The 25,153-nt window shown below is 64.6% G+C and carries 18 protein-coding genes; 2 read left to right on the plus strand and 16 right to left on the minus strand.

What is annotated here, in order from left to right; translation table 11 throughout:
• Positions 1–26: 26 nt before the first annotated feature.
• Positions 27–1,640 carry a PepSY-associated TM helix domain-containing protein gene (locus tag IFT44_RS00390; protein ID WP_342214256.1) on the minus strand — a complete coding sequence of 538 codons (1,614 nt, stop codon included), beginning with the start codon at positions 1,638–1,640 and terminating at the stop codon, positions 27–29.
• On the minus strand, positions 1,633–4,089 hold the full coding sequence (locus IFT44_RS00395) for a TonB-dependent siderophore receptor (RefSeq protein WP_244652061.1): 2,457 nt from the start codon (positions 4,087–4,089) through the stop codon (positions 1,633–1,635). Before IFT44_RS00395 ends, IFT44_RS00390 begins: the two co-directional genes overlap by 8 nt.
• A gap of 154 nt (positions 4,090–4,243) precedes the next feature.
• Here IFT44_RS00395 and IFT44_RS00400 point away from each other — a divergent pair, with 154 nt between their 5' ends.
• Together IFT44_RS00400 and IFT44_RS00405 are read left to right on the plus strand one after the other, a co-directional pair.
• Entirely contained in the window at positions 4,244–4,792 is a 549-nt protein-coding gene (locus IFT44_RS00400) for a sigma-70 family RNA polymerase sigma factor (RefSeq protein WP_244646842.1), read from the plus strand.
• A gap of 48 nt (positions 4,793–4,840) precedes the next feature.
• Positions 4,841–5,794: a FecR family protein gene (locus IFT44_RS00405; protein WP_192175213.1), complete on the plus strand. Its 954-nt coding sequence runs from the start codon at positions 4,841–4,843 to the stop codon at positions 5,792–5,794.
• Between the two features lie 105 nt (positions 5,795–5,899).
• Here IFT44_RS00405 and IFT44_RS00410 read toward each other — a convergent pair whose 3' ends face one another.
• The 14 genes from IFT44_RS00410 to IFT44_RS00475 all read right to left on the minus strand — a co-directional run bounded on the left by IFT44_RS00410 (position 5,900) and on the right by IFT44_RS00475 (position 24,980).
• Positions 5,900–6,163: a hypothetical protein gene (locus IFT44_RS00410; protein ID WP_192175492.1), complete on the minus strand. Its 264-nt coding sequence runs from the start codon at positions 6,161–6,163 to the stop codon at positions 5,900–5,902.
• 149 nt (positions 6,164–6,312) lie between these two features.
• Positions 6,313–7,539 carry an MFS transporter gene (locus IFT44_RS00415; RefSeq protein WP_122478575.1) on the minus strand — a complete coding sequence of 409 codons (1,227 nt, stop codon included), beginning with the start codon at positions 7,537–7,539 and terminating at the stop codon, positions 6,313–6,315.
• Positions 7,540–8,350: 811 nt separating this feature from the next.
• Entirely contained in the window at positions 8,351–9,640 is a 1,290-nt protein-coding gene (fabF, locus tag IFT44_RS00420) for a beta-ketoacyl-ACP synthase II (RefSeq protein ID WP_192175214.1), read from the minus strand.
• Positions 9,637–12,738: an efflux RND transporter permease subunit gene (locus IFT44_RS00425; RefSeq protein WP_192175215.1), complete on the minus strand. Its 3,102-nt coding sequence runs from the start codon at positions 12,736–12,738 to the stop codon at positions 9,637–9,639. The genes fabF and IFT44_RS00425 overlap by 4 nt, the downstream gene beginning before the upstream one ends.
• Positions 12,735–13,841 carry an efflux RND transporter periplasmic adaptor subunit gene (locus IFT44_RS00430; RefSeq protein WP_192175216.1) on the minus strand — a complete coding sequence of 369 codons (1,107 nt, stop codon included), beginning with the start codon at positions 13,839–13,841 and terminating at the stop codon, positions 12,735–12,737. The genes IFT44_RS00425 and IFT44_RS00430 overlap by 4 nt, the downstream gene beginning before the upstream one ends.
• 55 nt (positions 13,842–13,896) lie before the next feature.
• On the minus strand, positions 13,897–14,529 hold the full coding sequence (locus tag IFT44_RS00435; protein WP_192175217.1) for a TetR/AcrR family transcriptional regulator: 633 nt from the start codon (positions 14,527–14,529) through the stop codon (positions 13,897–13,899).
• 212 nt (positions 14,530–14,741) lie between these two features.
• The gene (locus IFT44_RS00440) at positions 14,742–16,985 is read right to left on the minus strand and encodes a TonB-dependent receptor (protein ID WP_244652062.1); all 2,244 of its coding nucleotides are present in this window, start codon (positions 16,983–16,985) and stop codon (positions 14,742–14,744) included.
• 149 nt (positions 16,986–17,134) lie between these two features.
• Positions 17,135–18,127, minus strand: coding sequence for a siderophore ABC transporter substrate-binding protein (locus tag IFT44_RS00445; RefSeq protein ID WP_122478563.1), 993 nt, complete (start codon positions 18,125–18,127; stop codon positions 17,135–17,137).
• Positions 18,124–18,906 carry an iron ABC transporter ATP-binding protein gene (locus IFT44_RS00450; protein ID WP_192057320.1) on the minus strand — a complete coding sequence of 261 codons (783 nt, stop codon included), beginning with the start codon at positions 18,904–18,906 and terminating at the stop codon, positions 18,124–18,126. The genes IFT44_RS00445 and IFT44_RS00450 overlap by 4 nt, the downstream gene beginning before the upstream one ends.
• Positions 18,903–19,853 (minus strand): iron chelate uptake ABC transporter family permease subunit, encoded by a 951-nt coding sequence (locus IFT44_RS00455; protein WP_192175218.1) that lies wholly within the window; start codon positions 19,851–19,853, stop codon positions 18,903–18,905. The genes IFT44_RS00450 and IFT44_RS00455 overlap by 4 nt, the downstream gene beginning before the upstream one ends.
• Positions 19,850–20,794 (minus strand): iron chelate uptake ABC transporter family permease subunit, encoded by a 945-nt coding sequence (locus tag IFT44_RS00460; protein ID WP_192175219.1) that lies wholly within the window; start codon positions 20,792–20,794, stop codon positions 19,850–19,852. The genes IFT44_RS00455 and IFT44_RS00460 overlap by 4 nt, the downstream gene beginning before the upstream one ends.
• Positions 20,791–22,557 carry an ABC transporter ATP-binding protein gene (locus IFT44_RS00465; RefSeq protein ID WP_192175220.1) on the minus strand — a complete coding sequence of 589 codons (1,767 nt, stop codon included), beginning with the start codon at positions 22,555–22,557 and terminating at the stop codon, positions 20,791–20,793. The genes IFT44_RS00460 and IFT44_RS00465 overlap by 4 nt, the downstream gene beginning before the upstream one ends.
• Entirely contained in the window at positions 22,551–24,353 is a 1,803-nt protein-coding gene (locus tag IFT44_RS00470) for an ABC transporter ATP-binding protein (protein WP_192175221.1), read from the minus strand. The genes IFT44_RS00465 and IFT44_RS00470 overlap by 7 nt, the downstream gene beginning before the upstream one ends.
• A 105-nt stretch (positions 24,354–24,458) precedes the next feature.
• Positions 24,459–24,980, minus strand: coding sequence for a sigma-70 family RNA polymerase sigma factor (locus IFT44_RS00475; RefSeq protein WP_122478551.1), 522 nt, complete (start codon positions 24,978–24,980; stop codon positions 24,459–24,461).
• Between the last annotated feature and the right edge of the window lie 173 nt (positions 24,981–25,153).

A 25,153-nucleotide genomic window follows, 5' to 3' on the forward strand; every position in this document is an offset into this window, starting at 1 on the left:
GGCGGGCTGAAGCGGCTTTGATCTGGCTAAGGCATCAGGCGCTGCCGCTGATGACGCCGTCGCAGCTTCATCAGCACTCCTGCCAGCAGCGCGCCGCAACCCAGCGCTACCGCTTCCACGCTTGCGCGCTGCCAGTCGCCGGCGGCAGCGTAGCGCCACAGGTTCTGCCCCGTGGTCCAGTGATTGAGCAGCGGCAGGCACAGGCACAGCAGCGCCCCCAAGCCGAGCTGTTCGGCCCATGCGCGGTTGCGCGGCCGACACAATGCGTGCAGCAGGGTCGCCAGCCAGATCAGCAGGAAACAGCGTATTTCCCAGTTGGCCCGATCCTGCATCTGCAGTGGCAGCAGCCGGTTGGCATAGAAGTAGGCACAGCACGCCACGCCAATGCCCGCACTGCACGCCACGTTGAGCGCTTCGACACAGTGATAGAAGCGTTGGGTCGCAGCACCGAATTCGTGCTGCCCCTTGATCCGCCGCTTGATCGAGAACAGCAGCGTGCCGGCGACCATCATCAGCGTGCCCAGCAGGCCGCTGGCGAAGTACACCCATCTCAATGCCCAACTGCCGAAATCGGCAAAATGCAGGGAACGCATCACGCCTTCGATGCGTGCGCCCATGGACACGCTGTCCGGGTCAGGCAGCCTGACTTGCAGCACGTCGCCACTGGCCGCGTCGAACAGCACGCTGGCCTGGGGCGTGAACAGATGGGACGACGGCTGGCCGGGGTCGGCACGACCGATGACGCGTACGCTGGCGCTCGCGCTACCGGGCTTGTCCACCAACAGCATCTGCGCTGGCTGCCCGGTCAGTCCGCGGGACTGTTCAAGCAGTTGCTCCCACGCAGGAGCCCGGGTGTCGAGCGGCGCAGTGTTGCGCACAGCCGGAGCCTGTGGCGCCAGGTCGGCGCTGAAGCGTGCATGGGCACCGTCATTCGAGCCGTACAAGGCGTGCACCGGCCACGGCATGTAGCTGCTGGCGAAGATGCACAGGCCTGTGTAGGCGATCATCAACTGGAACGGCAACGTCAGCACGGCCGCGGCGTTGTGTGCATCGAGCCAGGCACGCGGCCCGCGGCCTGGTCGGAAGGTGAAGAAGTCGGCGAAGATGCGTCGGTGAATCACGACCCCCGATACCAGTGCAACCAGAAAACCGACGGTCAGCGCGCCGACGATCCAGAAGCCCAGCACCGGCAGTTGCAGCATGTAGTGGAACGACATGAAATGCCGGCCGCCTTCGGTCTTGCGCAGTGCTTGCGACATCACCGGTGTACCACTCGCAGGGTCGAGAGCGATCTGCCGGGTGCCGCTTGCGTCGCGCCACAGCAGGTGCACGGCCTCGCCCGCATAGGTCGGCAGCTGCACCCGCCACAGCCGCGCACCGGCGCCGTGTGTATCCAGGTAGCGCTGCGCTTGCCAGGCAGCAGAACTTTGATCCAGCGGCTCCCCGGCGTCGAGCGGGGCGATCGGCTGCGCCTCCATCCAGCGGGTGATGGGTTCGCGGAACACGCTCAACGAGCCGGTCAGGAAGATCACGCACAGCAGCCAGCCGCAGACCAGGCCGCACCAGGTGTGCAGCCAGCCCAGGGAGCGGCGCAGGGAGCCGTTCAGCGCACTGATCCCGAGGTCGACGCGATCAGAAATCGCCTCGCAGGGTCAGCATGTAGCTGCGCGGCTCGCCGAACACGTTCGAGCGGTCGACCGCTACCGCAGTGGTGTAGTAACGCTTGTCGAACAGGTTCTCGGCGTTGAGTTGCACCTTCCAGTGCTCGTCCAGCTTCCAGGCCACGCGCGCATCCCAGATCGCATAACCCTGGCTGCCAAAGTCCAGCCCGGTGGTCGACGAGGCCTTGTAGTAGGACTGCGCCGACACGCCACCTCCGACTGTCAGCCGGTCCCAGGCACCGGGCGGGTTGTAGCTGGTCTGCAGGCGCAGCATGTGCTTGGGCGTCTCGTAGGCCACCTCGACGTCTTCGGTGTTGTTGCGCAGCAGGTTGAAGGTGTAGCCACCGAACACCTGCCAGCCTGGCAGGATCTCGCCGCTGGCTTCCAGGTCGACGCCCTTGCTGCGCTTGATGGTGCCGTTGACGTAGCAGGTGCCCTCGGAGTCGTTGCTGGTGCAGTTGGTATTGGCCAGGTCGACCAGAGCGACGTTGGTCTGCTTGATGTAGAACAGCGCCATCGACAGGTTCAGGCGGTCATCGAACAGCGCGCCCTTGATGCCGGTTTCGTAGTTGTCGCCTTCGGAGGGTGCAAGCGGCGTACCGCTGGTATCGACGTAGTTGCCTTGGGCGTTGAAGATTTCCGCATAGCTGGCATACCACGCCCAGTCGTCGCTGATGTCGTAGATCACACCAGCGTAGGGGGTGACCTTGCGTGTCACCTTGGACTCGTAGGGCAGGGCGGCGCCGCGCTTGATGTCGTAGGTGTAGTCGTACCAGCTGGTGCGACCACCCAGGACCAGGCTCAGCGGTTCGCTCAGGCGCAGCCGTGAGTTGGCGTACAGGCCCGCGCGCTCCTCGGTCATGTCGATATCGGTGCTCCATGCCGGCCTGGCAGGCTTGGCGATGGCATGGTGGTCGACATTGAAAATGTTCAGTGGCCGGTTGCCCAGGCTGGCGGTGGCCTGCTGGGTGTTGGCCTCCTGGCGCGACCAGGTGCCGCCCACGGTGACGTCATGGGTCAGGCCGAAGGCATCGAAATTGCCGCTGACATGGCTGTCCACCCCGGTGCTGGTGACCTTGTCCTGGCGAAACAGTGCGGCCTGAAACACCGAACCGGTATTGGTCACCGGGCTGATGGTGCGTCGCGCATAGGCAATCTGTTGATCGAAGCTGCCTTCGGAAACGGTCACCGAGGTGGTGCTCGACCAGCGTTCGTTGAAGCGGTGCTCGATTTCCGCGAACGCTTCGCTCATCTCGCTCTGGTGACGGTTCCAATCCTGCACCAGCGAAGTGGAGCGGGAGATGTCCAGGGCGTTGCCGTTGCTGTAGCGCGGCAGGCCGTAGATCGAATAGCCGTTGATGACGTTTTCCTGGTGGCGCAGGCTCAGGCTCACGGTGGTGTCCGGGTCGATATCGGCTTCGACGATGCCATACACCAGCGGCGTGCGGGTGTTGCGTTCATCGAGGTAGGAACCGTTGTCTTCGTAGGCCGTGACCAGTCGGCCGCGCACGCTGCCGGTTTCGTTGAGCTTGCCGCTGGCGTCCAGGTCCATGCGGTAGCGGTCCCAGGAACCGGCGCTGGCCTGTACCGTCAGTCGCGGTTCGGCGGTCGGCCGCTTGCGCACCAGGTTCACCGCGCCGCCGGGCTCGCCTGCGCCCACCAGCAGGCCCGCCGCGCCGCGCAGCACTTCGACCCGGTCGTAGATGGCAGTGTCGGGCTTCATCCACCCGGTGATCTGATAGCCCTGGCCAGGCACACCGTCCACCAGAAAGCTTTCCGCCAGCAGCGAGAAACCGCGGGAGGTGTACACATGCCCGCCGAAGTTTCGGTACTGGAACGTGATGCCCGGGGTTTGTTCCAGCACCTTGTCCAGACTGGTGAGCTTCTTGTCGTCCATCAGCTGCCGGGTCACCACGCTGACGGTCTGCGGGGTGTCCTTGAGGCTCAGGTTGAGTTTCGCGGCGGTGCTGCTGCTACCAGTGGTATACGAGCCCGTGCCGTCGGTGCTGCTGCCCAGATCGTTCATGGCATTGACGGTGGTGGCGCCCAGAGCCATGGCGGGATCGTCGCGCGCGGGCAGCTTCTGCAGCACCAGGGTGCGTGCATCGAGCATCTGCCAGCCGAAGCCGCTGCCGCGCAGCAGCGTCTGCAGGGCCTGGTCGAGGGTGTATCGGCCTTTCAGGGCCGGTGCGCGCAGGTTGGCCACATCCGAGGAGTTGAAGATCAGGCGCACGTTGGCCTGGTCTGCCAGTCGGGTCAGCGCCTGATCCAGCGACTGCTCTGCCGATTGCAGGTTCAGGACGGTGGTCGCTTCTGCCCCCTGTGCCGAAGGCGCAAGCAGTGGCAGGCCCGCCGTCATGGCCAGCATCAATGCCAGGCTCAGGGTGCGACCGGTAGCGGGAGTGAACGAAGGAAAACGTGCCTGCATCTGAAAACGTCCGTAAGCCAATGGAGGCGTAATGCCCGAGAATCTTGCTTCTCACTCCAACGACGAACGAGGTGACCCGACCTTGCCATCCAGATTGAAAATATTTTCATTATCATCTGCCAATCTGATGATAGCCGTTCTCAAGTGGGATAGGATGCGCGCCTCGATCGCCTGGGCCGTGCGCATGTCCGTGTCACCCAACTCCAACCCTTTGCTGATGGTCTTTCAGGAGCACTATGCCGACCTGTTGGCCTTTCTGGCGCGGCGCTTGGGGAATGTGGAAAAGGCTGCCGACGTGGCGCAGGACACCTACGTGCGCCTGGCTGGCCTGGCCGACACGGCGCAGATCCTCGAACCCCGCGCTTTCGTCTTCCGCGTGGCCGGCAATCTGGCCATCGACCGCCTGCGCCAGGAACGGCGCTATTGCGCGCTGCAGGTCGATGAGCCCGACGAGGAACCCTGTGATCCCATGGCCTCGCCGGAACGCTCCTTTCTTGCCGCCGAAGCCATCGAGCAACTCGACAAGGCCCTGCAGCGCCTGCCCAGCAATGCCCGTCTGGCGTTGCTGCTCAGTCGCCTCGAAGGCCTTACCCACGCAGAGATCGCCACACGCCTCGGGGTGTCGGAAAGCTCGGTAGGCAAGTACATGGTGCACGCCATGCGTCATTGTCGCGATTGGCTTCGTCAGTCGGAGTGCCCTTAGAATGCACGGTACTGACGTCTATGCGGCAACGACCGCGAGCCCATTATCATGACCGAGCCCACCCATCCGAGTGCTTCTGCCGTCGACCTGGAGGACCAGGCCATCGAGCAGTGGGTGCACCTGACATCGGGCCGAGCCAGCGAGGCGGATCGCAGCGCCTTTGCCCGCTGGCGCGGACAGAGCGCGGACCACGAGGCAGCGGCACGCCTGGCCGAGCGGATCTGGCAGGCACTTCCCCAGACTTGCGTCGCGCAGCGCTTCGTTGTGCCCGCCAGGGTCACGCGCAGGCCGCTGCGCTGGGCGGCGCTGGCAGCCGGGGTGGGCGCCCTGGCCCTGACCGGGTTGAGCGAGCCGGCCAAGGTGTATTTCGCCGACTATGCCACGGCGGTCGGCGAGCTACGGGCGCTGACCCTCGAAGATGGCAGCCAGGTGTGGTTGAACAGCGGCTCGGCTTTATCGGTTCGCTATTCCTCGTCGCGGCGCGAGATCAGCCTGATCAAGGGTGAAGCGCTGTTCCAGGTGAGCAAGGACGCCTCGCGTCCTTTCGTGGTGCAGGCGTCGGGCGGCAGCGTACAGGCCGTGGGCACCCGCTTCGATGTCGATCGGCAGGGTGAACAGGTGCGTGTCGGGGTGACGGAGGGTGAAGTGAAGGTTTCGTCTGGTGGGGCGGTGGTTCCCCTGAAGGCCGCCCAGCGTCTTGAATACGTTGCGGGAACGGCGCCGTCGCCCACCGGCGCTCTGGACCTGGGCAGCGCGTCGGCCTGGCAGCGCGGCAAGTTGATCTTCAACCGCCAGCCGTTGGCCGAGGTGTTCGCGGACATTGAACGCTATCTGCCTGGCTCGCTGGTGATCGCAGGCAGCCTGCCGACCACGGCAGTGAGTGGCGTGTTCAACCTCGACGACATTTCCGGCATGCTCGACATGCTCGCCCGCACCCAGCCGGTGAGGATCTATCGAATGCCCTGGTTGACCGTAGTGGTGGTGAATCAGACGCGCGCATGAGCCTGGCATAAAGCCTTGGCCGTCGAGGCAAGTGAGGTTTGGCGGGGGAACAGGGCTATCGAGGGGTGGGACGCTAGGGCGCAAGGCCCTAGCAGACAACGGATATCACTTTTTCTTCTTCGCAGGCTTTTCTGCTTTTTCGACCTTGTCAGACTTCTTGGCCTTTTCAGGCTTGCTGTCGGCTTTCTTGGCAGTTTTCATCGGCTCGGCGTCTTTCTTCTTGTCTTTCTTGTCCTTGTCGGAGGACTTCGAAAGCGCTGAGGCTGCGGCGGATTTCTTTTCCGGTGACGACTTTTTGTCCTTCATTTCCTTGCTGGCTTTCGAAGCATCGCTTTTGGTTTTCTTCTCGTCTTTAGCCACGTTGACCACCTCTGGGGAAAGTGCCGATATTGACACAGTGCCTGTGGGAATATTCACAAGCTGATCATTAGGCGAACGGCTGGAAAAGCAGTTCAACTTTTTTTGCGAAGCGCGCTGCTGCGCCGACGACCTGCCGGCAGCGGTCGGCGCAGTCGGGCTCAGGCGGGTTGAGCCACCACGTTGTTGCTGACATTGCGGCCCAACACCAACACCGTGGCGAACCCTGCGCCAACCAGTGCCGTGGCCAGGCTCAACAGCACCGAGCTGCCCAACCGATCGACGATCTGCCCGCCGAAGAACGACCCCAGGGCAATGATCACCTGAAACAGCGCAACGAACAGGGGCATGCCGCGCTCCACATCCTTGGGCGCGACCACGAACATCCAGATGCTGGCGCAGGCCGGGAAAGCCCCGAAAGCGAAGCCCCACAGGGCTATCAGCATGGCGGCCCCGGTGATACCAGTGGCGAAATGGGGGAACAGTGCGGTGCTGGTGCCGATCATCAGGGCCACCAGCAACAACGTATTGCGCACGCTGCGATTGGCGGCGAAGCCGGCGAATACATTGCCCAGCACGCCGGCCATGCCGTAGAGCAGCAACAGCGAGCCGATGGTGGACCCATCGAAGCCGGCACTCTGCTTGAAGAACGGTGCCACGTAGGTGTACGCGGCGAAGTGCGCCAGGCCGATCAGCAATACGGCGATCAAGCCAACCCGCGCCTGTGCATTGGTGAACAGGGCAGGCAGGTCCCTGACCCGAATGGCCCGGTCCGGGTACAGCGGCGGCAGCAGGAAGATCTGCGCCAGCAGTACCGGCACGCCCACCAGCGCGGTGACCAGGAAGGTCATGCGCCAGCCCATCAGGCCACTGAGCCAGGTGCCTACGGGCACGCCCAGTACCGTGGCCAGGGTCACGCCCATCATGATGATCGACGTTGCCTTGGCCACGCCGACGCCCTTGGGCGCCAGTCGACCGCTCAAGGCGATGGCCGTGGCCCAGAAGCCGCCGATGCTGACGCCCAGCAACACGCGGCCGATCAGCAGGACGTTGAAATCGCTGGCGAAGGCCACGATGGTGTTGGCGATGATCATGATCAGCGTCAGGCCGGTCAGCAGGTAGCGACGGTCCATCGCACCGATGCCCACCGACAGCAAGGGCGCAGCAAGCGCTGCCATGATCCCTGGCAGGGTGACCATCAGGCCGGCGCGACCGGCACTGATGCCCAGGTCGCTGGCAACATCGTTGAGCACACCCACGGGCAGGAATTCGCTGGTCACCAGAGCGAAGGCGCCGACGGCGACCGAGAGGATCGCCAGCCACTGTTGCTTGACGCTTTGCGGGGTACGTTCGGAAAGGCCGGGGGCGGCCGAGTGAGGGGTGGGCATGGGCATCGGTTCCAAAGGGGCGTAGCGCCTGCGGGCAGGCGTGAAGAGCGGGGGAATTGGCGGCGATTATAGGGGAGGGTTGCCGCAGCCTGGGAGGCGCGGCGCTTGATAGTGATCATCAGTGAGATCAATGCGCCGCTCCCCCTTGTGGGAGCGGGTCTCTGCCCGCGAAGGGCGCGCCGCGGTCGGCCAGATGCACCGCAGCGCCTTTTCGCGGACACGGACCGCTCCTACGATGGGTTGGTGTATTTCTTCCCCCGTAGGAGCGGTCATCGACCGCGAAGGGCGCACTGCGGTCTGCCTGATTCACCGCAGCGCCTTTTCGCGGCCACGGACCGCTCCTACGATGGGTTGGTGTATTTCTTCCCCTGTAGGAGCGGTCATCGACCGCGAAGGGCGCACTGCGGTCTGCCTGATTCACCGCAGCGTCCTTTTCGCGGCCACGGACCGCTCCTACGATGGGTTGGCGTATTTCTCCCCCCGTAGGAGCGGTCATCGGCCGCGAAGGGCGCACTGCGGTCTGCCTGATTCACCGCAGCGTCCTTTTCGCGGCCACGGACCGCTCCTACGATGGGTTGGCGTATTTCTCCCCCCGTAGGAGCGGTCACCGGCCGCGAAGGGCGCACTGCGGTCTGCCTGATTCACCGCAGCGTCCTTTTCGCGGCCACGGACCGCTCCTACGATGGGTTGGCGTATTTCTCCCCCCGTAGGAGCGGTCATCGGCCGCGAAGGGTGCACTGCGGTCTGCCTGATTCACCGCAGCGTCCTTTTCGCGGGCAGAGCCCGCTCAGGGGATTGGGTGGGCAGACGGCTAGCGGCCCTCCCAGCGCCGGAACAATGCACTGGCGTTGACGCCGCCGAAGCCGAAGCCGTTGGACAGGGCGTAGGTCATCGCTGTCTTGCGTGCAGTCGGACCGACCAGATCGAGCCCGGCTGCCGCTTCGTCCGGCGTGTGCAGGTTCAGCGTCGGCGGTGCAATTTGATCGCGCAAGGCCAACACGGTAAAGATGGCCTCGATCCCACCAGCGGCGCCCAGCAGGTGGCCGGTGGCCGACTTGGTCGAGGTGATGGCAAGGCCGGCCCGAGTGCCGAACAAGGCGCGAATGGCCGCCAGCTCACCCTTGTCGCCGACTGGCGTGGACGTCGCGTGGGCATTGATGTGCTGCACATCCTGGGCGTCGATGCCGCCCTGGCGCAGGGCCTGTTCCATGGCTCGGCGGGCTCCGCTGCCATCTTCCGGGCCGGCCGTCAGGTGGTAGGCGTCGGCACTGGTGCCATACCCAACCAGTTCCGCCAGCGGCGTTGCGCCTCGGGCCAACGCGTGTTCGAGCGATTCGATCACCAGCAGGCCCGCACCCTCGGACATCACGAACCCGTCGCGATCCTGGTCGAACGGCCGCGATGCCTCGCTCGGCCGGTCGTTGAAACCCGTGGACAGCGCACGCGCGGCGGCGAAACAGCCCAGGGTGACGCGGTCGATGGCCGCCTCGGTTCCGCCACAGATGGCAATGTCGGCTTCACCGCTGCGGATCAGCCGTGCGGCATCGCCGATCGCCTGGACGCCCGCGGCGCACGCGGTGACCGGAGCACCCAGGGGGCCTTTGAATCCATTGCTGATGGACACGTGCCCGGCCGCCATGTTGGCCAGGAACGATGGCGCCGTGAACGGTGACAACCGTCGCGGTCCGCGCTCGTCGGTCGTGCGCACGGCCCCGGCGAGCGCGCCGAAGCCGCCGACGCCCGAGCCGATGACGGTTGCCGTGCGCTGCTGCTGGGCTTCGCTGGTGGGGTGCCATCTGGCCTGGGACAGCGCCTCATGCGCGGCGACCAGGGCGAACTCGATGAAGCGGTCCATCTTCTTGCGCTCCTTGGCCGGTATCAGCGCCTGCGCATCGTAGCCTGCCACCGGGTCGGCCTCCAGCGTGGGAACCTGCCCGGCCACGGCGACCCCGGTACCTTCACCGATGTGCGCAGGCAAAGGGCTGATGCCCGACGCACCCGCCAACAGCCGCCGCCAGACCTCGTAGACGCCGCATCCCAGCGGCGTCACCAGCCCGGTACCGGTGACGACGATACGTTTCTGACCCTGTCGATTGTTCATGGGTGTTTCTCCAAGCCTGTCATTGAATGACGTGTTGAACGGGTATCCGGACGAATGCGGAACCAGATGGAATACATCGCGGGGAGGAATATCAGGGTCATCACCGTCCCGCCGAACGTGCCCCCTATGAGGGTGTAGGCCAAGGTGCCCCAGAACACCGAATGGGTCAGTGGAATGAACGCCAGGATCGCCGCCAGCGCCGTCAGCAGCACCGGCCGGGCGCGCTGCACGGTGGCTTCGACCACGGCGTGGAAGGGCTCCAGGCCGTTCTTCTCATTGAGGTCGATCTGCCCGATCAGAATCAGCGTGTTGCGCATCAGAATGCCAGACAGCGCGATCAGCCCGACCAGGGCATTGATGCCGAACGGCTGGTTGAACAGCAGCAGTGTAGGCACCACGCCGATCAGCCCCAATGGGGCGGTGAGGAACACCATGGTCATGGCTGACATCGAGCGGGTCTGCAGGATGATGATCAGCAGGGTGATGGCGATCATGATCGGAAACAGCGGCGCCAGTGCCGCGGTGGCCTTTGCCGATTCTTCGATGGAGCCTGCCTGTTCGATGCGGTAGCCGTCGGGAAGCGTGGCGATGATCGGTTGCAGGGCTTTCGTCAGTTGGCTGGAGACATCCGGCGGCTGCAGGTGCTCGGCGATGTCGCCGCGTACGGTCAGGGTAGGCACCCGATCGCGGCGGCGCAGAAGCGGATCTTCCATGCGGACCTCGACAGCGCCTATCTGCGACAGCGGGATGCGCTGGCCATTGCCGCCGACGAGGGTGAAGCCGCCGATTTTCGCCGGGTCGAGGCGGATCTCCCCAGCAGCCCGGCCCACCACCTGCACCGAACGAATGTCCTCGCGCACGGCGGTGATCGGTACTCCGGACAACAGGAACTGCAGCTGCTCGGCAACCGCAGCGGAACTCAGGTCCATAGCCTGCAGGCGATCCTGGTCCAGAACGAAATGCAGGGAGGGCACCCGCGGTCCCCAGTCGAGGTTGACGGTGCGCATCATCGTGCTGCCCTGCATGACCGTCTGCACCCTGCCGGCGATTTCACGCAGCACTTGCGGATCCGGCCCCATGACGCGGTAGGCCACCGGGTAGGGAGAGTAGGGCCCGAACACCAACTGGGTCACCCGCACCCGCGCTTCGGGGGCCAGACCCCGAGCCACGGCCTCGCGGATCTTCAGCTTGAGGGCCTCGCGCGCCGCCTGGCTGTCGGCCAGCACGACGATCTTGGCGAACGAAGGGTCCGGCAGTTCGGGCGCCATCGCCAGATAGAACCGCGGCGGGCCCTGGCCGATGTAGGCAGTCACGACCTTTGCCGCGTCCTGCTGGCGCAGCCAGGCCTCGATCTTGGCGGTGGCTGCGCTGGTCTGCTCGATGGCCGTGCCATAGGGCATCTGCACTTCGATCAGTACTTCCGGCCGATCCGAGGTGGGGAAGAACTGCTTCTTGACCTGTGCCATGCCCACGATCGCCAGGGCGAAAGACAGGAGCACCAAGCCTGCCACCGGCCATTTCCAGCGAATGACCTGATTCAGAAACCGGCGAAAACGGTTGTAGTGAGGGGTGTCGTAGATCGCCCCATGACCGCCTTCGACGGCCTTGATCGCCGGCAGCAGCTTCACCCCTAGATAGGGGGTGAACACCACTGCCACTACCCAGGATGCGATCAGCGCGATGCCGACGATCCAGAACATGTTGCTGGTGTACTCGCCGGCCGTGGACTGGGCGAAGCCGTTGGGCATGAAGCCGACGGCGGTCACCAGGGTGCCGGCCAGCATGGGCGCCGCGGTGTGGCTCCAGGCATAGGCCGACGCCTTGATGCGGTCGTAGCCTTCCTCCATTTTCACCACCATCATCTCGATGGCGATGATTGCGTCGTCCACCAGCAGCCCCAGTGCCAGGATCAGCGAGCCCAGGGTGATGCGGTCGAAATGCTTGCCGGTGGCTTCCATGACCACGAACACGATCGCCAGGGTCAGCGGCACCGCCGCCGCAACCACCACGCCGACGCGCCAGCCCATGCTCACGAAGCACACCACCATGACCACCAGCAGCGCGACGAAGAACTTGATCATGAACTCGTTCACTGCCGAGCCGATGTTCACCGACTGATCGGTGACCTGCGCGAAGGTCATGCCCAGTGGCATCCCGGAGCTGATCCGCGCCGTCTCGCCGGCCAGCGCCTTGCCCAGCTCCAGACCGTTCCAGCCATCACGCATGACCACGCCGAGAAGCAGCGCCGGTTCACCCTGATGGCGCACCATGAACGTGGCCGGGTCTTCGTAGCCACGCGCAACCGTGGCCACATCGCCCAGCTTGAGCGTGCGCTGGCCGGCGACGACAGGCGTGTCGCGAATGGCGTCCAACGTGCCGAAGGCACCGTCGAGTCGTACCACGACTTGAGGGCCTTTGGTGTCTATGGCGCCTGCGGCGGTCAGCCTGTTCTGTCCGTTCAGGCTGGCGAAGATGTCCTGCGGCGAAACGCCCAGCGTCGCCAGGCGCTCATGGGAAAAGGACACGAAGATCCGCTCGGACTGCTCGCCAATGATATTGACCTTCTTCACCCCGGGTACGTGCAGCAGGCGCTGACGCAGTGATTCGGCTTCACGCACCAGCAGGCGTTGCGGCTCGCCTTGCGCCTTGAGCGCGAACAGGGCGAAGGTGACGTCGGCGAACTCATCGTTGACCATGGGGCCGACCACCCCGGCCGGCAGGCTACTGGCCGCATCGCTGAGCTTTTTGCGTGCCTGGTAGAACTCGTCCTCGACCTGAGCAGGCGGCGTCTTGTCCTGCAGAAACAGGAGGGTGAAGGCCAGGCCCGGTCGGGTGTAGGTTTCGCTGCGCTCGTACCATTTCAACTCCTGCAGACGCTTCTCCAGAGGCTCGGCCACCAGGTCCTGCATCTGCTGCGCGGTCGCGCCGGGCCAGGCCGTGATCACGGTCATCTGCTTTACCGTGAACGGCGGATCCTCGGCGCGGCCCAGCTTGAAGAACGACAGGGTGCCGACGATGGCGATCAGGAAAATCAGGAACAGCGTCACCGACCGCTCGCGCACGGCGAGGGCGGACAGGTTGAACCGACTGCCGCTCATGGCTGAGACCCGGCCGGGACGCGCAGGTCCTGCGGCGCCAGCAGCACTTCCTCGCCCTCATGAAGCAGGTGCGGGCCCAGGGCAACCAACCGCTCACCTGGAAGCACGCCGCGCACCGTGGCGGTGTCATCTCCCAGGCCGACGACCTGGATTGCCCGCCATGCGATCACCGCCGGCGTGCCCGCGACGATCCACACACCTGGCCCGTTGCCTGGGTCGTGAATGGCAGCCATGGGCACGCTCAGGGCGTCGGCTAGCGAAGGCGTCGGGGCAATGGCAAGGGTCACGGTCGAGCCCAGGGGGGCATTGGCCTGTTCGCCGGTCAGCACATAGCGCGCTTCGAAGGTGCGGGTGAGCGGGTCGGCAGCGTCGGCCAGCTGTCGCAGCGTGGCGCTGACGCTGTTGCCGGAACTGCCGAACAGCCTGGCCTGGGCGGTGCTGCCCGGCGCCGGCCGCAGGGTTTCGGGCAGTTGCACGACCGCTTCGCGCAGGCCTGCCTTGGCCAGCTTCACCACAGGTTGTCCGGCGCTCACGACCTGGCCTGGTTCGGCCAGGGTGGCCACGACCACACCGTCGGAATCCGCGGTCAGGGTAGCGTAGCTGGCTTCGTTGCGGCCCACGGCTGCCTGCGCCTGCAGTGCTACCAGATCGGCTCGGGCAGTGTCGGCCGCTGACTTGAAGCGGTCGTAGTTGGCAGCGGAAATGGCGCCGCTGGCAACCAGCTGGCGATTGCGCCGCTCATCGTTCGCAGTCTGCGTGGCCAGCGCCTGGGCAGCGGCCACGGCTTGCTCGCGGGCGTTGGACTGCAGTGCCAGGTCGGCGGGGTCGAGTCGCATCAACCGCTGTCCGCGGCTGACCGACTGGCCAGCATCGACGAAACGCTCCACGACCTTGCCCCCCACTCGAAAGCCCAGGTCGCTTTGCACGCGCGCTGCCACCACACCGGTAAACGCGCGGTCGACATCCGTTGCATGGCCGGCCTCGATCACCCTCACCAAAGGTGGCTGCGTGCGCGGGTCGACAGTGCTGGGCTGGCCGTCGCAGGCGGTCAGAAGCACAGGCAGCAGGCAAATGCCGAGCACTGGAGCGCGAAGCCGAGACATGGGATTCCTTACGCAAGCGGGTAGAAGGAATCCGATTCTGATACTAGTGACCAAATCAGTCAATGGTCACATACCAGGGTGCCAGGCTCCTCAGTATCAAGGCGGGCAGTTGCGCGGCGGCGAGCGAGGCGCTCTCGAGGTTGTATTGCAGCTGCACTGGACTGATGTAGGGCCGCATCACCAGAAAGACCCCATGGCTCGCCTCGTCCAAAGGTGTCTGGTGTTCGAACTCGCCGGTTTCTCTGCCTTCGCGCAGGATCTGCTCGATCAGCCCATGCAGGCGTTGGCCGTGTGCCGCCGCCGATGGCCAGTTGTCCCGCGCCGCGACAGCGGCGATGTCGTAGAGCTTGCGATCATGGAAAAACAGCTCGCTGCCGGCTTCCACCACGGCCTTGAACAGACGCGTCAGCTTGTCGGACGGGCTGCTGGCTGCGCCCATGGCCTGGTCGACCACGGCCATGATCATGGCCAGCCGGCTGGCGCAGATCATTTCGCCGATGGCCTGCTTGGATTCGAAGAACTTGTAGATGTAGGCCTTGGAAAAGCCGATGGCCTTGGCAAGGTCCGATACCGTGGTCTTGTCATAGCCGTAATGGCCGAAGTGGGCCATGGCGGCCTCGACGATCTGATCGCGAACGCTGTGATCGGATGGGCCCCGTGAGGGGAAAGCGGGGGGCTGGCGGGTCATGACGTTGGTAGGGCTCGGTAGACGGGGATCTACAGAGAGTGACTGTAACCGCGTCTGGTCACAAGTTCATTTGCGCTGCGTCGAGCCTGCGAACGGGCGCTCCCACCCAACGAGCCGAGCCCTCGTAGAAGCGGCCGGTGGCCGCGAAAGGGCCCTGGGCCGGCACGTTGACCTGCGCCCAGGGAAGCGAGTGCCGACGGGCCGGCCTGGTTCTAGAAGTCTACGCTGGCCGACAGCTCATAAGTGCGCGGAGCGCCCAGCCCCAGGCTCTGGGTGAGCGGCATCCCCCAGTAATCCTTGTCGGTCAGGTTGCGCACGTTGGCACGCAAGGTCACGGGTTTGTTGGAGACGTGCGTGGTGTAACGCGCACCGGCATCGAAGAGGGTGTAGCCGGGGACGGACAGGCTGTTGTCGGCGTTGATGTATTGCTCGGAAACCGCCGTGGCATTGGCGGTCAGCGTCAGGCCTTCAAGCAGGGGGGTGTCCCATTCCATGCCGAGCTTGCCCTGCAGTTTGGGATAACCGGTGGCCTTCTTGCCGTCCGTGGCGCCACCGGCGCTCTTGGTCACTTCCGGGTCGACGTAGGCGACACCGCCCATCAGCCGCACATCCATCATCGGCGAGCCGAAGAAACCCCACTCCACGCCGCGGTTGCGCTGTTCACCGCCGAACGAATAGATATTGGTGGCCGGGTCGGTGTAGGCATTCGGGCGCTTGATCTCGAACATCGCCAGGGTGTGGGTGAAAGTGCCCAGGTCGAGCTTGAGGCCGACTTCCTTCTGCTTGGACTTGAACGGCGCGAACACATCACCGGCGTTGGCGGCGCTCGCGGGCGCCGAGGCGCCCTTGCTCAGGCCCTCGATGTAGTTGGCATACAGCGACAGGTTGTCGGTGAGCTTGAACAGGATGGCGCCTGCAGGGGAGGTGGCATGGGTATCGTAATTGGGTCGGTTGCGCGCGCCGGTGACGACGCTGAACGTATCGGTGACCACTTCCTGACGGCGTACACCCGCAGTGACCTGCAGACGATTGTCGAACATCGACAGGGTGTCGGCTATGCCGTAGCTCTTCAGGTCGTTTTCGGTGTGCGAAACCGGCGGCCAGGACTCGGGCGATTTTGCTCCCCAGACAGGGTGGTAGATGTTGGTAGTCACGATTGAATTGGGGACTGCACGAAGACCGAAGTTTTTTTCCTTGTCACTGTATTGGGTAGCGTTCACCGACCACTGGTGATTGATGCCGAACGTATCGAAATGACCACGCAGGCCGACCTCGGCCGAGGTTTTCTCGATTTCGGTTTTCAGCAGCCCCATGGTCGTTCTGAAATCACCCGCCGCATTGATCACGGCCGAGGATATGGCTCCGCTGTATTGGTAATGGGTTTTGCTGGTGCCCACCGCACCGTAGGCCATCACTGCGTCGCTGAGGTCGTACTCGCCGCGCAGGATGACGCCTTTGTCCTTGGTTTCGACGTAGGCCCAGTCAGGGTTGAGCAGCGTTCCCGCTTTCGGCGGCTTGGGAATGCCGACGCCGGCAGCCAGGCCAATGCCGCGGTTCTGACCGTTGACACGATCGTCGGCGTCGAAGAGGTCGACGGACAGCCGGGCGCGCTCGCCGTGCCAGTCCAGCGCCAGCGACGACAGCACGTTGCGCGACGACTGGTCATCGGTGGCGGTGTCGCCGTCACGGTAGACACCGTTGAAGCGCACACCGAATTGGTTGCCCTCGCCGAAGCGTCGACCGATGTCCAGATGCCCACCGAACTGCGCATCCGATTGGTAGGTGCCGGTCAGACGCGTCAGCGGGGTATCGCCAGCGCGTTTTGGAATCAAGTTGACGATGCCGCCCACCGAGCCGCCGGGTGGCATGCCATTGAGCAGCGCCGAGGGGCCCTTGAGCACTTCGATACGCTCGTACATTTCCGGCGATGCCCGGTAGAAAGGCGCCATGCCGTAGAGGCCGTCGACGGTCATGTCGCTGACGCTCACGCCGAAACCGCGGATCGAATAGTTCTCGCCGTAGGTGCCCTTGATACCATTGTTGAACACCGACGGGTCGGTGGCGGCGATCACGTCGGTGATGTCCTTGGCCTGCCTGTCCCGAATGTATTTGTCGGTGTAGCTGATGGTGCTGAAGGGCGTCTCCATGATGTCTTTGTTGCCGAGCAGGCCGACCCGCCCACCGGTTGCCACTTGTCCGCCGGCGTACTCGGGCATCAGGGTGCCGAGCGTGTCCTGGGTGCCTTCGATAGTGGTCTCGGACAGCACCAGGCTGCCTTTGTCGGGCGCTGTGCGAGCTTTTTCAGCCTGCTCCTGCGTCTCGCCGAGGGCGCCCATCGCAACGCCGCTCAGGCCGAACAGCAAAGCCATGTGCACGGCGGTGCAGGTACGGCTCAGGGCGAATGTCGGTGCTGCCGGTGCTGGATTCGCGGGTCGCGGGTGACGGTGTGGCAACATGCTGGATTCCTTTCGGTTCGGTAATGAGTGAAGGCTCACTAGGGTTCCGAAACAAAACGAAATGTCCTCAATGGAAAAGATTAACATTCGATAATAATTCTCGTCGCCGTGACCGACCGTTGCCTCGCGGCCACATTTGCCGCTTCGGATCAGTGTGCGTAGCCCTCCATCACCTCATCAGCCATGCGTGAAAGACACGTCACGCTGGCGGTGCACAGGTACCAGGTGCGGGCGTCGACGAAGATCACCCGGCCCTGGGTCCATGCCTTGGTCTTGCGCAGCAGGGGGTTGTCCAGGCTGTCCAGGTTCAGCGCCGGGCGTCGTTCCATGACGGCGGTGCGGTCGATGACATAGAGGATGTCCGGGTCGGCCTGCTGAATGAACTCGTTGGAGATCGGCTGGCCGTGCAGCCCGGCTTCGATGTCGCTGCTGGCGGGCTTCACGCCCAAAGTGTCGAAAATGAAGCCGTAGCGCGATTTCACGCCGTATGAGGTGAAGGCGCCATTGTTGTGCAGCACGATCAGCGCTTTCTCGGGACGCCCCTCGGTGACCTTGCGCGTCTGCTCGACCTTGGCATCCATCAGCGCGACCTTTTCCTCGGCCAATGCCGGTTTGTTCAGGATGCGGCCAAGCAGGGTCAGGTGACGCTTTGCCGTTTCGATGAAATTGCCCTGTTTGTTGGTCAGGTCGATGTCGTCGTAGACCGTCGGTGCGATCTGGCTGAGCTCGTCATAGCTGCGCGCCTGCAACGGCGAGATCAGGATCAGGTCGGGCTTGAGCGCGTGCAGGCGCTCGAGGTTGGGTTCGATGGTGGTACCGACATCGGCGATGTTCGGATCATCGCGGTACTTGAGCAGAAAGTCGGCGACGTAGTCCTTGGCGATGCCCACTACCGGCGCGCCGAGTTGGTCGAGGCTGTCCAGTTCGCTCATGTCGAAGGCCACGACACGTTGCGGCAGCTTGTCGATAGTGGTCGTACCCAGGGCATGCTTCACGGTGATCGGCGTGTAGGCGGTGGTGGCAGGCGCGGCTTGCACGGCAGCGGGTGGGGTGACCCCGGCCGTGGGTTGGTCGCAGCCGTAGAGCGTGCTGATGGCCAATGCCAGCAGGCCACCGGCGACCTTGTGGTGTGGGGTGTTCATATCGGTTGCCTTGATGTCGAGGGGTTGAAATAGTTGCAGACGAACCCGCGTTCGCTGCGCAGGATTTCGAAATCCAGTTCGTAGAGATCGCGCAGGCATGCTTCGTTGACCACCTGCGCGACCGGGCCCTGGCTGTGCACGGTGCCGTTCTTCATGGCAACGATGTGGTCGGAATAATTGGCGGCAAAATTGATGTCGTGCACGACCAGGATTACCGTGCGCCCCTGTTCGTCGCACAGCCTGCGCAGGGCGCCCATGATCATTACGGCGTGTTTCATGTCGAGGTTGTTGAGCGGCTCGTCCAGCAGCAGATAGTCGGTCTGCTGGGCGATGGTCATGGCCAGGAACGCCAGCTGCCGTTGTCCACCGCTCAGTTCGTCGATGTAGCAGCTGCGCAGTGCCTGCAGGGACAGAAAACCGATGGCCTGGTCGATTGCCGCGTGGTCGGCGTCGGTGAGGTTGCCCTGGCTGTAGGGGAAGCGACCGAAGGCGACCAGTTCTTCGACCGTCAGGCGCAGGCTGAATGATTGGGTCTGGCGCAGGGTAGCGACTTGCCTTGCGTAATCGCGCACGGCAATGCGGGCGCTGTCGCGGCCGTTCAGGGTCAAGGTGCCCTGCGACGGCTTCTGCAGGCGGGCAATGAGCATCAGCAGGGTAGTCTTGCCGGCGCCGTTGGGACCTATCAACGAGGTCACCTTGCCGGACGGAAACCGCACGCTGACGTCGTTCAGCACCGGGGTGCTGCCGTAGGATTTGTGCACGTGGCTGAGGGCGATCATGGGCTGCCTCGGGTGCGGATCATCAGCGTGAGGAAGTACACGCCACACACCAGGTTGATGAGAATGCTGACGGAGGTGTTGTAGTTGAACAGCTGCTCGACCAGGTACTGGGCAACGATGAACACGCCGATGGCGACACCGCAGGCGGTCGGCAGGGTGGCGTGGTGGCGCGCGGTGCGGGCCAGGGCGTAGCTGATGTTGGCGACGATCACCCCCATGAAGGCGGTGGGGCCGACCAGGCTGGTGGACACGGCCACCAGCACGGCGATCAGCGCCAGTTGCAGGCGCACGCTGGGCGCGTAGTCGACGCCCAGCGAGACGGCCTGGTCGCGGCCCAGCGCCAGTACATCGAGTACCGGCAAGGTACGGTGCACCAGCAGGCATGCGCCGACGACCAGCACGCCGCCGTAGATTACCTGGTCCAGCCGGGCCCGGTTGAACGAGGCATAGCTGAAGCCCTGCAGGATCGAGAACTCGCCTGGACTGATCTTCAACTGGATGAACTGGGTGAAGGTAGCCATCACCATGCTCAACACCAGCCCCAGCAGCAACAGCAGGTAGACGTTGCCGCGCCCATCGCGGAACAGCCAATGGTGGGTCAGCCACGAATAGCCGAGCATCAGCACGATCGACAGCAGCGCGTTGCCGCCCCGGCCGAGCAGTACCAGGCTGTGTGTGCCCAGGCAGAGGATCAACAGGGCCTGGAACAGCAGGTAGATGGACTCGTAACCCATGACCGCTGGAGTCAGGATGCGGTTGCCGACGATCGTCTGGAACATCACCGAGGAGTAGCCGATGCAGACACCGGCGATGACCATGGCGGCCAGACGAATCAGGCGTCGCGGGATCACGTAGGCGAAATCCATTCCCGAGCCCAGCAGCACGAAAGCCACGGCCAACGTCAGTACCGAGAGCCAGAGTCCGTAGCGGGTCGTGTTCGGGCTCATGTGTACTTTCTCAGGAGCACGATCAGGAACACCACGCCGCCGATGCTGCCTGCGGTCAAGCCGATCGGCACCTCGAAGGGGTAGATCAGCAGGCGCCCGATGATGTCGCAGACCAGCAGCAGCGCCGCCCCGCACAGCGCCACGATAGGCAGCGTGCGCTGCAGGTTTTCGCCGCGGTAGAGCGCCACCAGGTTGGGCACCACCAGGCCCACGAAAGGTATCGCCCCCACGGTGATCACCGTCGCCGATACGCACACGGCCACCAGCATCAGGCCCACGGCGGCGTTGGCGGCGTAATTCACCCCCAGGCTGCTGGCCATGCCTTCGCCCATGCCCAGAATGGTGAAGCGCTGGGCGAACAGGTAGGTGAGCAGCACGATCGGCAGGATCAGATAGATGATTTCGTAGTTGCCCTGCACGATCTTGGAGAAGTCGCCGAGCATCCAGCCCTGCATGCTCTGCAGAAGGTTGTGGCGATAGGCATGGAATTCGGCCATCGCGTTGAGCACGCTGCCGTACATCAGGCCGACCACGGGTACCAGCACCACGCTCTTGAACTGGATGCGGCGAATGATCGCCACGAAGAGCACGCTGGCAAGAAAGCAGAAGCCCAGGGCGAACAGCATTCTGACCGTACTGCTCGAGGCCGGAGCGACGGTCAGCGCGACCAGGATTCCCAGCTTGGCTGCATCGAGGCCGCCGCAGGTGGCCGGTTCGACGAAGCGGTTGCGCACGATCTGCTGCAGGATCACCCCGCACATGGCCAGCCCGGCACCGGTCAACACCAGTGCCACCAGGCGCGGCAGACGGCTGGCGGTCAGGGTCAGCCAGGCATCGCCGGAGAAATTCCACAGCTCGCTCCAGGACACCTCCTTGACCCCCAGCGTCAAGGACAGCCCGCACAGCAGCAGGAATGCAACCGGCCAGCTCGCCGCCCTCACGTAGCGTCCTCGTCCGCCGCTGCCGCGGCCAGCCGCCAACCCTTGGCGGCGCGTCGCTGCGCCAGGAAGCGCGCGTAGGGCCCGGCCTGGCGGCTGAGCTGGGCATGGCTGCCCCGTTCGGCGATGCGCCCACTCTCCAGCACCACGATCTGGTCGGCCATTTCCACCGTCGACAGCTGGTGCGCGATCACCACCAGCGTGCGCTTGCCGCGCAACCGGGCCAGGGTTCGCGCGATGGCTGCCTGGTTTTCGGCATCGAGGGCCGAGGTGGCTTCGTCGATCAGCAGGATCGGCGCATCCTTGAGCAGTGCCCGGGCAATCGCGATGCGCTGGCGCTCGCCGCCGGAAAGCCGTGCGCCGCCTTCGCCGACCTGGGTGTCGAGCCCGTGCGGCAAACGTGCGACGATCTCCAGCACGCCGGCCTGCTCGGCAGCCTGCAGGATCTGCTCGCGACTGGCATCGGCCCTGCCGACGCCGATGTTGGCGGCGATGCTGCCCTGGAACAGGTAGGCGTCCTGGAATATCTGACTGGTCTGCGCCGCCAGCCAGGCGCTGGACAGCTGCCGAACGTCCACACCGCCGATCTGTACGCTGCCCTGGCCAACGTCGAAGAAGCGCGCGATCAATCGCACCAGAGTGGTCTTGCCCGATCCTGAGGCGCCGACCACGGCGGTCATGCTTCCCGCCGCGATGTGCAGGTTGATCCCCTGCAGGATCGGCGCCTGGTCGGCGGTGTAGCCGAAGCTCACGTCGTCGAACGCCACGCTGTTGTCGGCAGGCTCCGCCGCTGTCTGCGGCATCGGCAGCGGCTGCACGGCGAACAGCTCATCGACCACGGCCAGTTGTCCGCGCGCGCCGCGCAACACTTCGCTGTAGCTGGCGACCTCCAGCAGCGGGTCGATGAACCGACTGGCCAGCACCAGCGCCACCACCAGCGCTGCCATCGAAGCGGGTGTCGCGCTGCCGGCAGACGAGTGCAACGCCCACCCGGCAGCTGCCAGCAGTGCTGCGAAGCTGGCCTGGACGGCCCAGCTGTTGAGTACCACCGACATGGCCGAGACGTGAATCAGGCGCCGGGCCGACTGCTGCTGGCCGGCAATCGCCTGCTGCACAAACCGTGCGCCACCGTCTTCGCCGTTGAATGCGCGCAGGACCGACTGGGCCTGGGCGAACTCCACCATGCGCCGACTGGCTCGGGCGCTGCTGGCATGGAATCGGGCGTCGCTGCGTTGCCCCATCCGGGCCGTCAGGGTGAACACGGCAAGCAACAGCGGCAGGGTCACCGAGGCGATCAGGGCCATCTGCAGATTCAACCAGAACAGCCCGGCCACTACTGCCAGCGGGGTGATGACGCTGGTGATCAGGGGCGTCAGGACGTGGGCGGGCAGTTGTGCCAAGGCCATCATGCCCTGGGTCGAGACATGGCTCAGACGAGCGGTGTTGTCTGGGTCGAACCAGCCGACCGGCAGTCGCGCGACGTGCTCGCTCAAGCGATGGCGGCCGGTTTGCAGCACGGCCATGCCGAAGCGTACGCCGGCTTTCTCGACCACCCGACGCAGCGCCCAGCACAACCCTGCGCCGACCAGCATCGGGACCAGCCCGCGCGTGGCGGCCGTGATGTCGTGGCCCAGCAACCCGGTGAGCACGGGTATCACGGCGACGATGGTCAGCCCGTTGAGCAGCCCGTACAGCAGGGTCAGCCCCAGGTAGCGATAGAGCACGTCGGCGTCGTTGCCCAGCAGCCGCAGGAAAGTGTTCAGCATGGGCCGTGCTCCGCAAGCTCGGTGTTCGGGTAGTCGCCCGCTTGCCACAGCCGGGCGTACCGGCCGCCAGTGGCGAGCAATTGCGCGTGGGTGCCTTGCTCCTGAATGCTGCCGTGGTCGATCAGGATGATGTGGTCGGCGTGCATCACCGTATCCAGACGGTGGGCGATCACCAGCACGGTGCGGCCCTGGGCGAAGCGTGAAAGGGCCTGCTGGATGTGCACCTCGTTCTCGGCGTCGGCGGCGGCGGTGGCTTCGTCGAGGACCAGCACGGCCGGGTCGAGCAGCATGGCGCGGGCAATGCTGACTCGCTGCAGTTCGCCTCCGGACAGTTGCGCGTCTTCGCCCACCACCGAATCGTAGCCACGGGGCAGGGCGATGATCCGCTCGTGCACGTTGGCCAGGCGCGCTGCCTGCTCGATCTCGTCGAGGCTGGCCGAGGCGCGGCCCAGGGCGATGTTGTCGCGCAGGCTGGCGTGGATCAGGCGCACGTCCTGCAGTACGAAGCCGATATGCCGATACAACTGCGTGCTGTCGATCTGGCGCAGGTCGACGCCACCCAGGGTGATGCGCCCGGTATCCGGGTCGAAGAAGCGCAACAACAGGCGCGCCAGGGTCGACTTGCCAGCGCCGGACGGCCCCACCACGGCCGTGACCGTGCCGGGCCTGAGGGTTAGATCGATGTTGCTCAACGCCGGCGTTTCGCCGTCGTAGCTGTAGCTCAGGTTCTGCACCTGCAGTTCGGTTCGTGCCGGCAGGTCGATGGCTGCAGCCGTTGGCCTGGCCAGTTCCGGGGTGGCCAGCAATTGCTGAATGCGCAGGGCCGCGCCCGTTGCGTTGTGCAGGTCATGGGTGATGTAGCTGAGCAGCAGCAAGGGCGCGCACAGGCTGGGCGCCACCAGGACGAAGGGCAGCAGGTCGATGGCTTCGATCCAGCCCAGCCAGGTGAACAGCGTGCCGAACGCCAGCACGATGCCGAGCACCACCACCGGGGTGATCAGCGCATGGGCATTGGCCATGGCACTGACCAGGGGGCGGGCGAAATCCTCGAACGCCAGCGCGAAGCCGTCCACGGCCTCACGGTAGTTGGCCTGGGCCTTGCCCTCGATACCGAAGGACTTGACCACGGTGATGCCGTTGACGAATTCGACCACGGCGTTGTTGATGCGCGCCATCCCGGCGCCGAACGCCTGCATGTTGGCGCTGCTTGCCTGGGTCGCCCTGGAAACGAACAGGAAAAACAGCGGAAAGGGCAGCAGCGAGATGACTGCCATGCGCCAGTCCGTGGCGAACAGGTACACCGTGGCGAACGACACCGCCCCCAGCGAGCGACCGACCGTGGTGTAGAAATGCGCGGTCAGGCTGTGCAGGGTATCGACGTCATCCTGCATCGCCTGCTTGATCTCGCCCGAGGCCCGCGCGGTGAACCAGCCCAACGGCACCTTGCCCAGCCTGCGGGTAATGGCCAGGCGCAGGTGTGAGGTGATCTGGTTGTCGAGCAGATGAGCGAGCATTTCGCCCAGCGAGACCAGGATCATGCCCAGCATCAGGCAGGCCAGGCTGCCGGCGATGACGGGCCACACGTGCGCAGTCGACTCCAGCGCCCAGACATCGCCGTCGGCAGGGTCCAGCGCCAGGCCGGCGAGGTAGGCGATTGCGGCCAGTGGCAGCAAGGTCAGGGCGGTACCCAGGCCGGCGAAGATGGCCGCCACGATCAAACGGCCACGAATGGGCCTGAGCAGCTGGGATATCGCGCCTTCGGCGACAGGGGGGTCGGTAGCGGGTGCGGCGCTCATTGAATCTCCGTAAAGAGGGCAGGGCCCTCGGCAAGGTGTGCAGGCTCGGCACAGGTCGTGGATGCACGGTGCTTACCGTGTATTACGAGCGACGGCGAATATTCCTCAATGGCTGCAGCGATCGCTGGCGAAGGGCTGGCAGGCGCGCATGGCGCTGGCGATGTACTTCTCCACGGACGACACCGACACATTGATCTGACTGGCGATTTCGCGATGGCCCATTCCGCTCAGGCGATGCAGGAGCAGGGCCTGGCGGGCCTTGGCCGGCTGCTGGTTGATGACGGCGTCGACCTGGGTCAGTGCTTCGAACGCCAGGGCGCGACTCTCTTCCGATGGCCCCAGTGGCACGTCCTGGTGCCTCAGGCGTTCCAGGTGCCCGGCTTCCAGGCTGCGACGACGGTAGAGGTCGATGAGCATGCCCTTGGCGATCTGCGTGAGGTAGCAGCGACAGTGCTCGGGCGCTGGCACGGCGCCCTTGCGGATGAGGTTGAGGTAGATGTCGTGCGCCAGGTCCGCGGCGTCCGTCGAGTTGCCCAGCTTGCGTCGCAAAAGGCCGCTGAGCCAGCCGTGATGATCTTTGTAGAGCCGCTCCACTTGTTGTCTGAGCGCGAACGATCCGTTGTCCACGATGCCTTTCCCCACCCCATGTCGACGCTGCGATTTTGACGAATGCTAATAAGTATGATTATCATTTGCACGATACGGTGTTTGTTTCGCGAGTGCAAACGCACCGCTCTTCCTCGCCGTCCTGCCGCGTTCATGCATCGGCCGCGGCCTTGTTTTTCCTGCCAACCAAGGTG

The organism is Pseudomonas sp. CFBP 13710 (genome assembly GCF_014842235.1).
GTDB classification, from domain to species: domain Bacteria; phylum Pseudomonadota; class Gammaproteobacteria; order Pseudomonadales; family Pseudomonadaceae; genus Aquipseudomonas; species Aquipseudomonas baltica.

Bases quoted from the DNA above. Each gene is read 5' to 3' on its own strand.
- IFT44_RS00395 (WP_244652061.1), bottom strand. From the start codon at position 4,089: ATGCAGGCACGTTTTCCTTCGTTCACTCCCGCTACCGGTCGCACCCTG.
- IFT44_RS00400 (WP_244646842.1), top strand. From the start codon at position 4,244: ATGCGCGCCTCGATCGCCTGGGCCGTGCGCATGTCCGTGTCACCCAAC.
- IFT44_RS00405 (WP_192175213.1), top strand. From the start codon at position 4,841: ATGACCGAGCCCACCCATCCGAGTGCTTCTGCCGTCGACCTGGAGGAC.
- IFT44_RS00415 (WP_122478575.1), bottom strand. From the start codon at position 7,539: ATGCCCACCCCTCACTCGGCCGCCCCCGGCCTTTCCGAACGTACCCCG.
- fabF (WP_192175214.1), bottom strand. From the start codon at position 9,640: ATGAACAATCGACAGGGTCAGAAACGTATCGTCGTCACCGGTACCGGG.
- IFT44_RS00425 (WP_192175215.1), bottom strand. From the start codon at position 12,738: ATGAGCGGCAGTCGGTTCAACCTGTCCGCCCTCGCCGTGCGCGAGCGG.
- IFT44_RS00430 (WP_192175216.1), bottom strand. From the start codon at position 13,841: ATGTCTCGGCTTCGCGCTCCAGTGCTCGGCATTTGCCTGCTGCCTGTG.
- IFT44_RS00435 (WP_192175217.1), bottom strand. From the start codon at position 14,529: ATGACCCGCCAGCCCCCCGCTTTCCCCTCACGGGGCCCATCCGATCAC.
- IFT44_RS00440 (WP_244652062.1), bottom strand. From the start codon at position 16,985: ATGTTGCCACACCGTCACCCGCGACCCGCGAATCCAGCACCGGCAGCA.
- IFT44_RS00445 (WP_122478563.1), bottom strand. From the start codon at position 18,127: ATGAACACCCCACACCACAAGGTCGCCGGTGGCCTGCTGGCATTGGCC.
- IFT44_RS00450 (WP_192057320.1), bottom strand. From the start codon at position 18,906: ATGATCGCCCTCAGCCACGTGCACAAATCCTACGGCAGCACCCCGGTG.
- IFT44_RS00455 (WP_192175218.1), bottom strand. From the start codon at position 19,853: ATGAGCCCGAACACGACCCGCTACGGACTCTGGCTCTCGGTACTGACG.
- IFT44_RS00465 (WP_192175220.1), bottom strand. From the start codon at position 22,557: ATGCTGAACACTTTCCTGCGGCTGCTGGGCAACGACGCCGACGTGCTC.
- IFT44_RS00470 (WP_192175221.1), bottom strand. From the start codon at position 24,353: ATGAGCGCCGCACCCGCTACCGACCCCCCTGTCGCCGAAGGCGCGATA.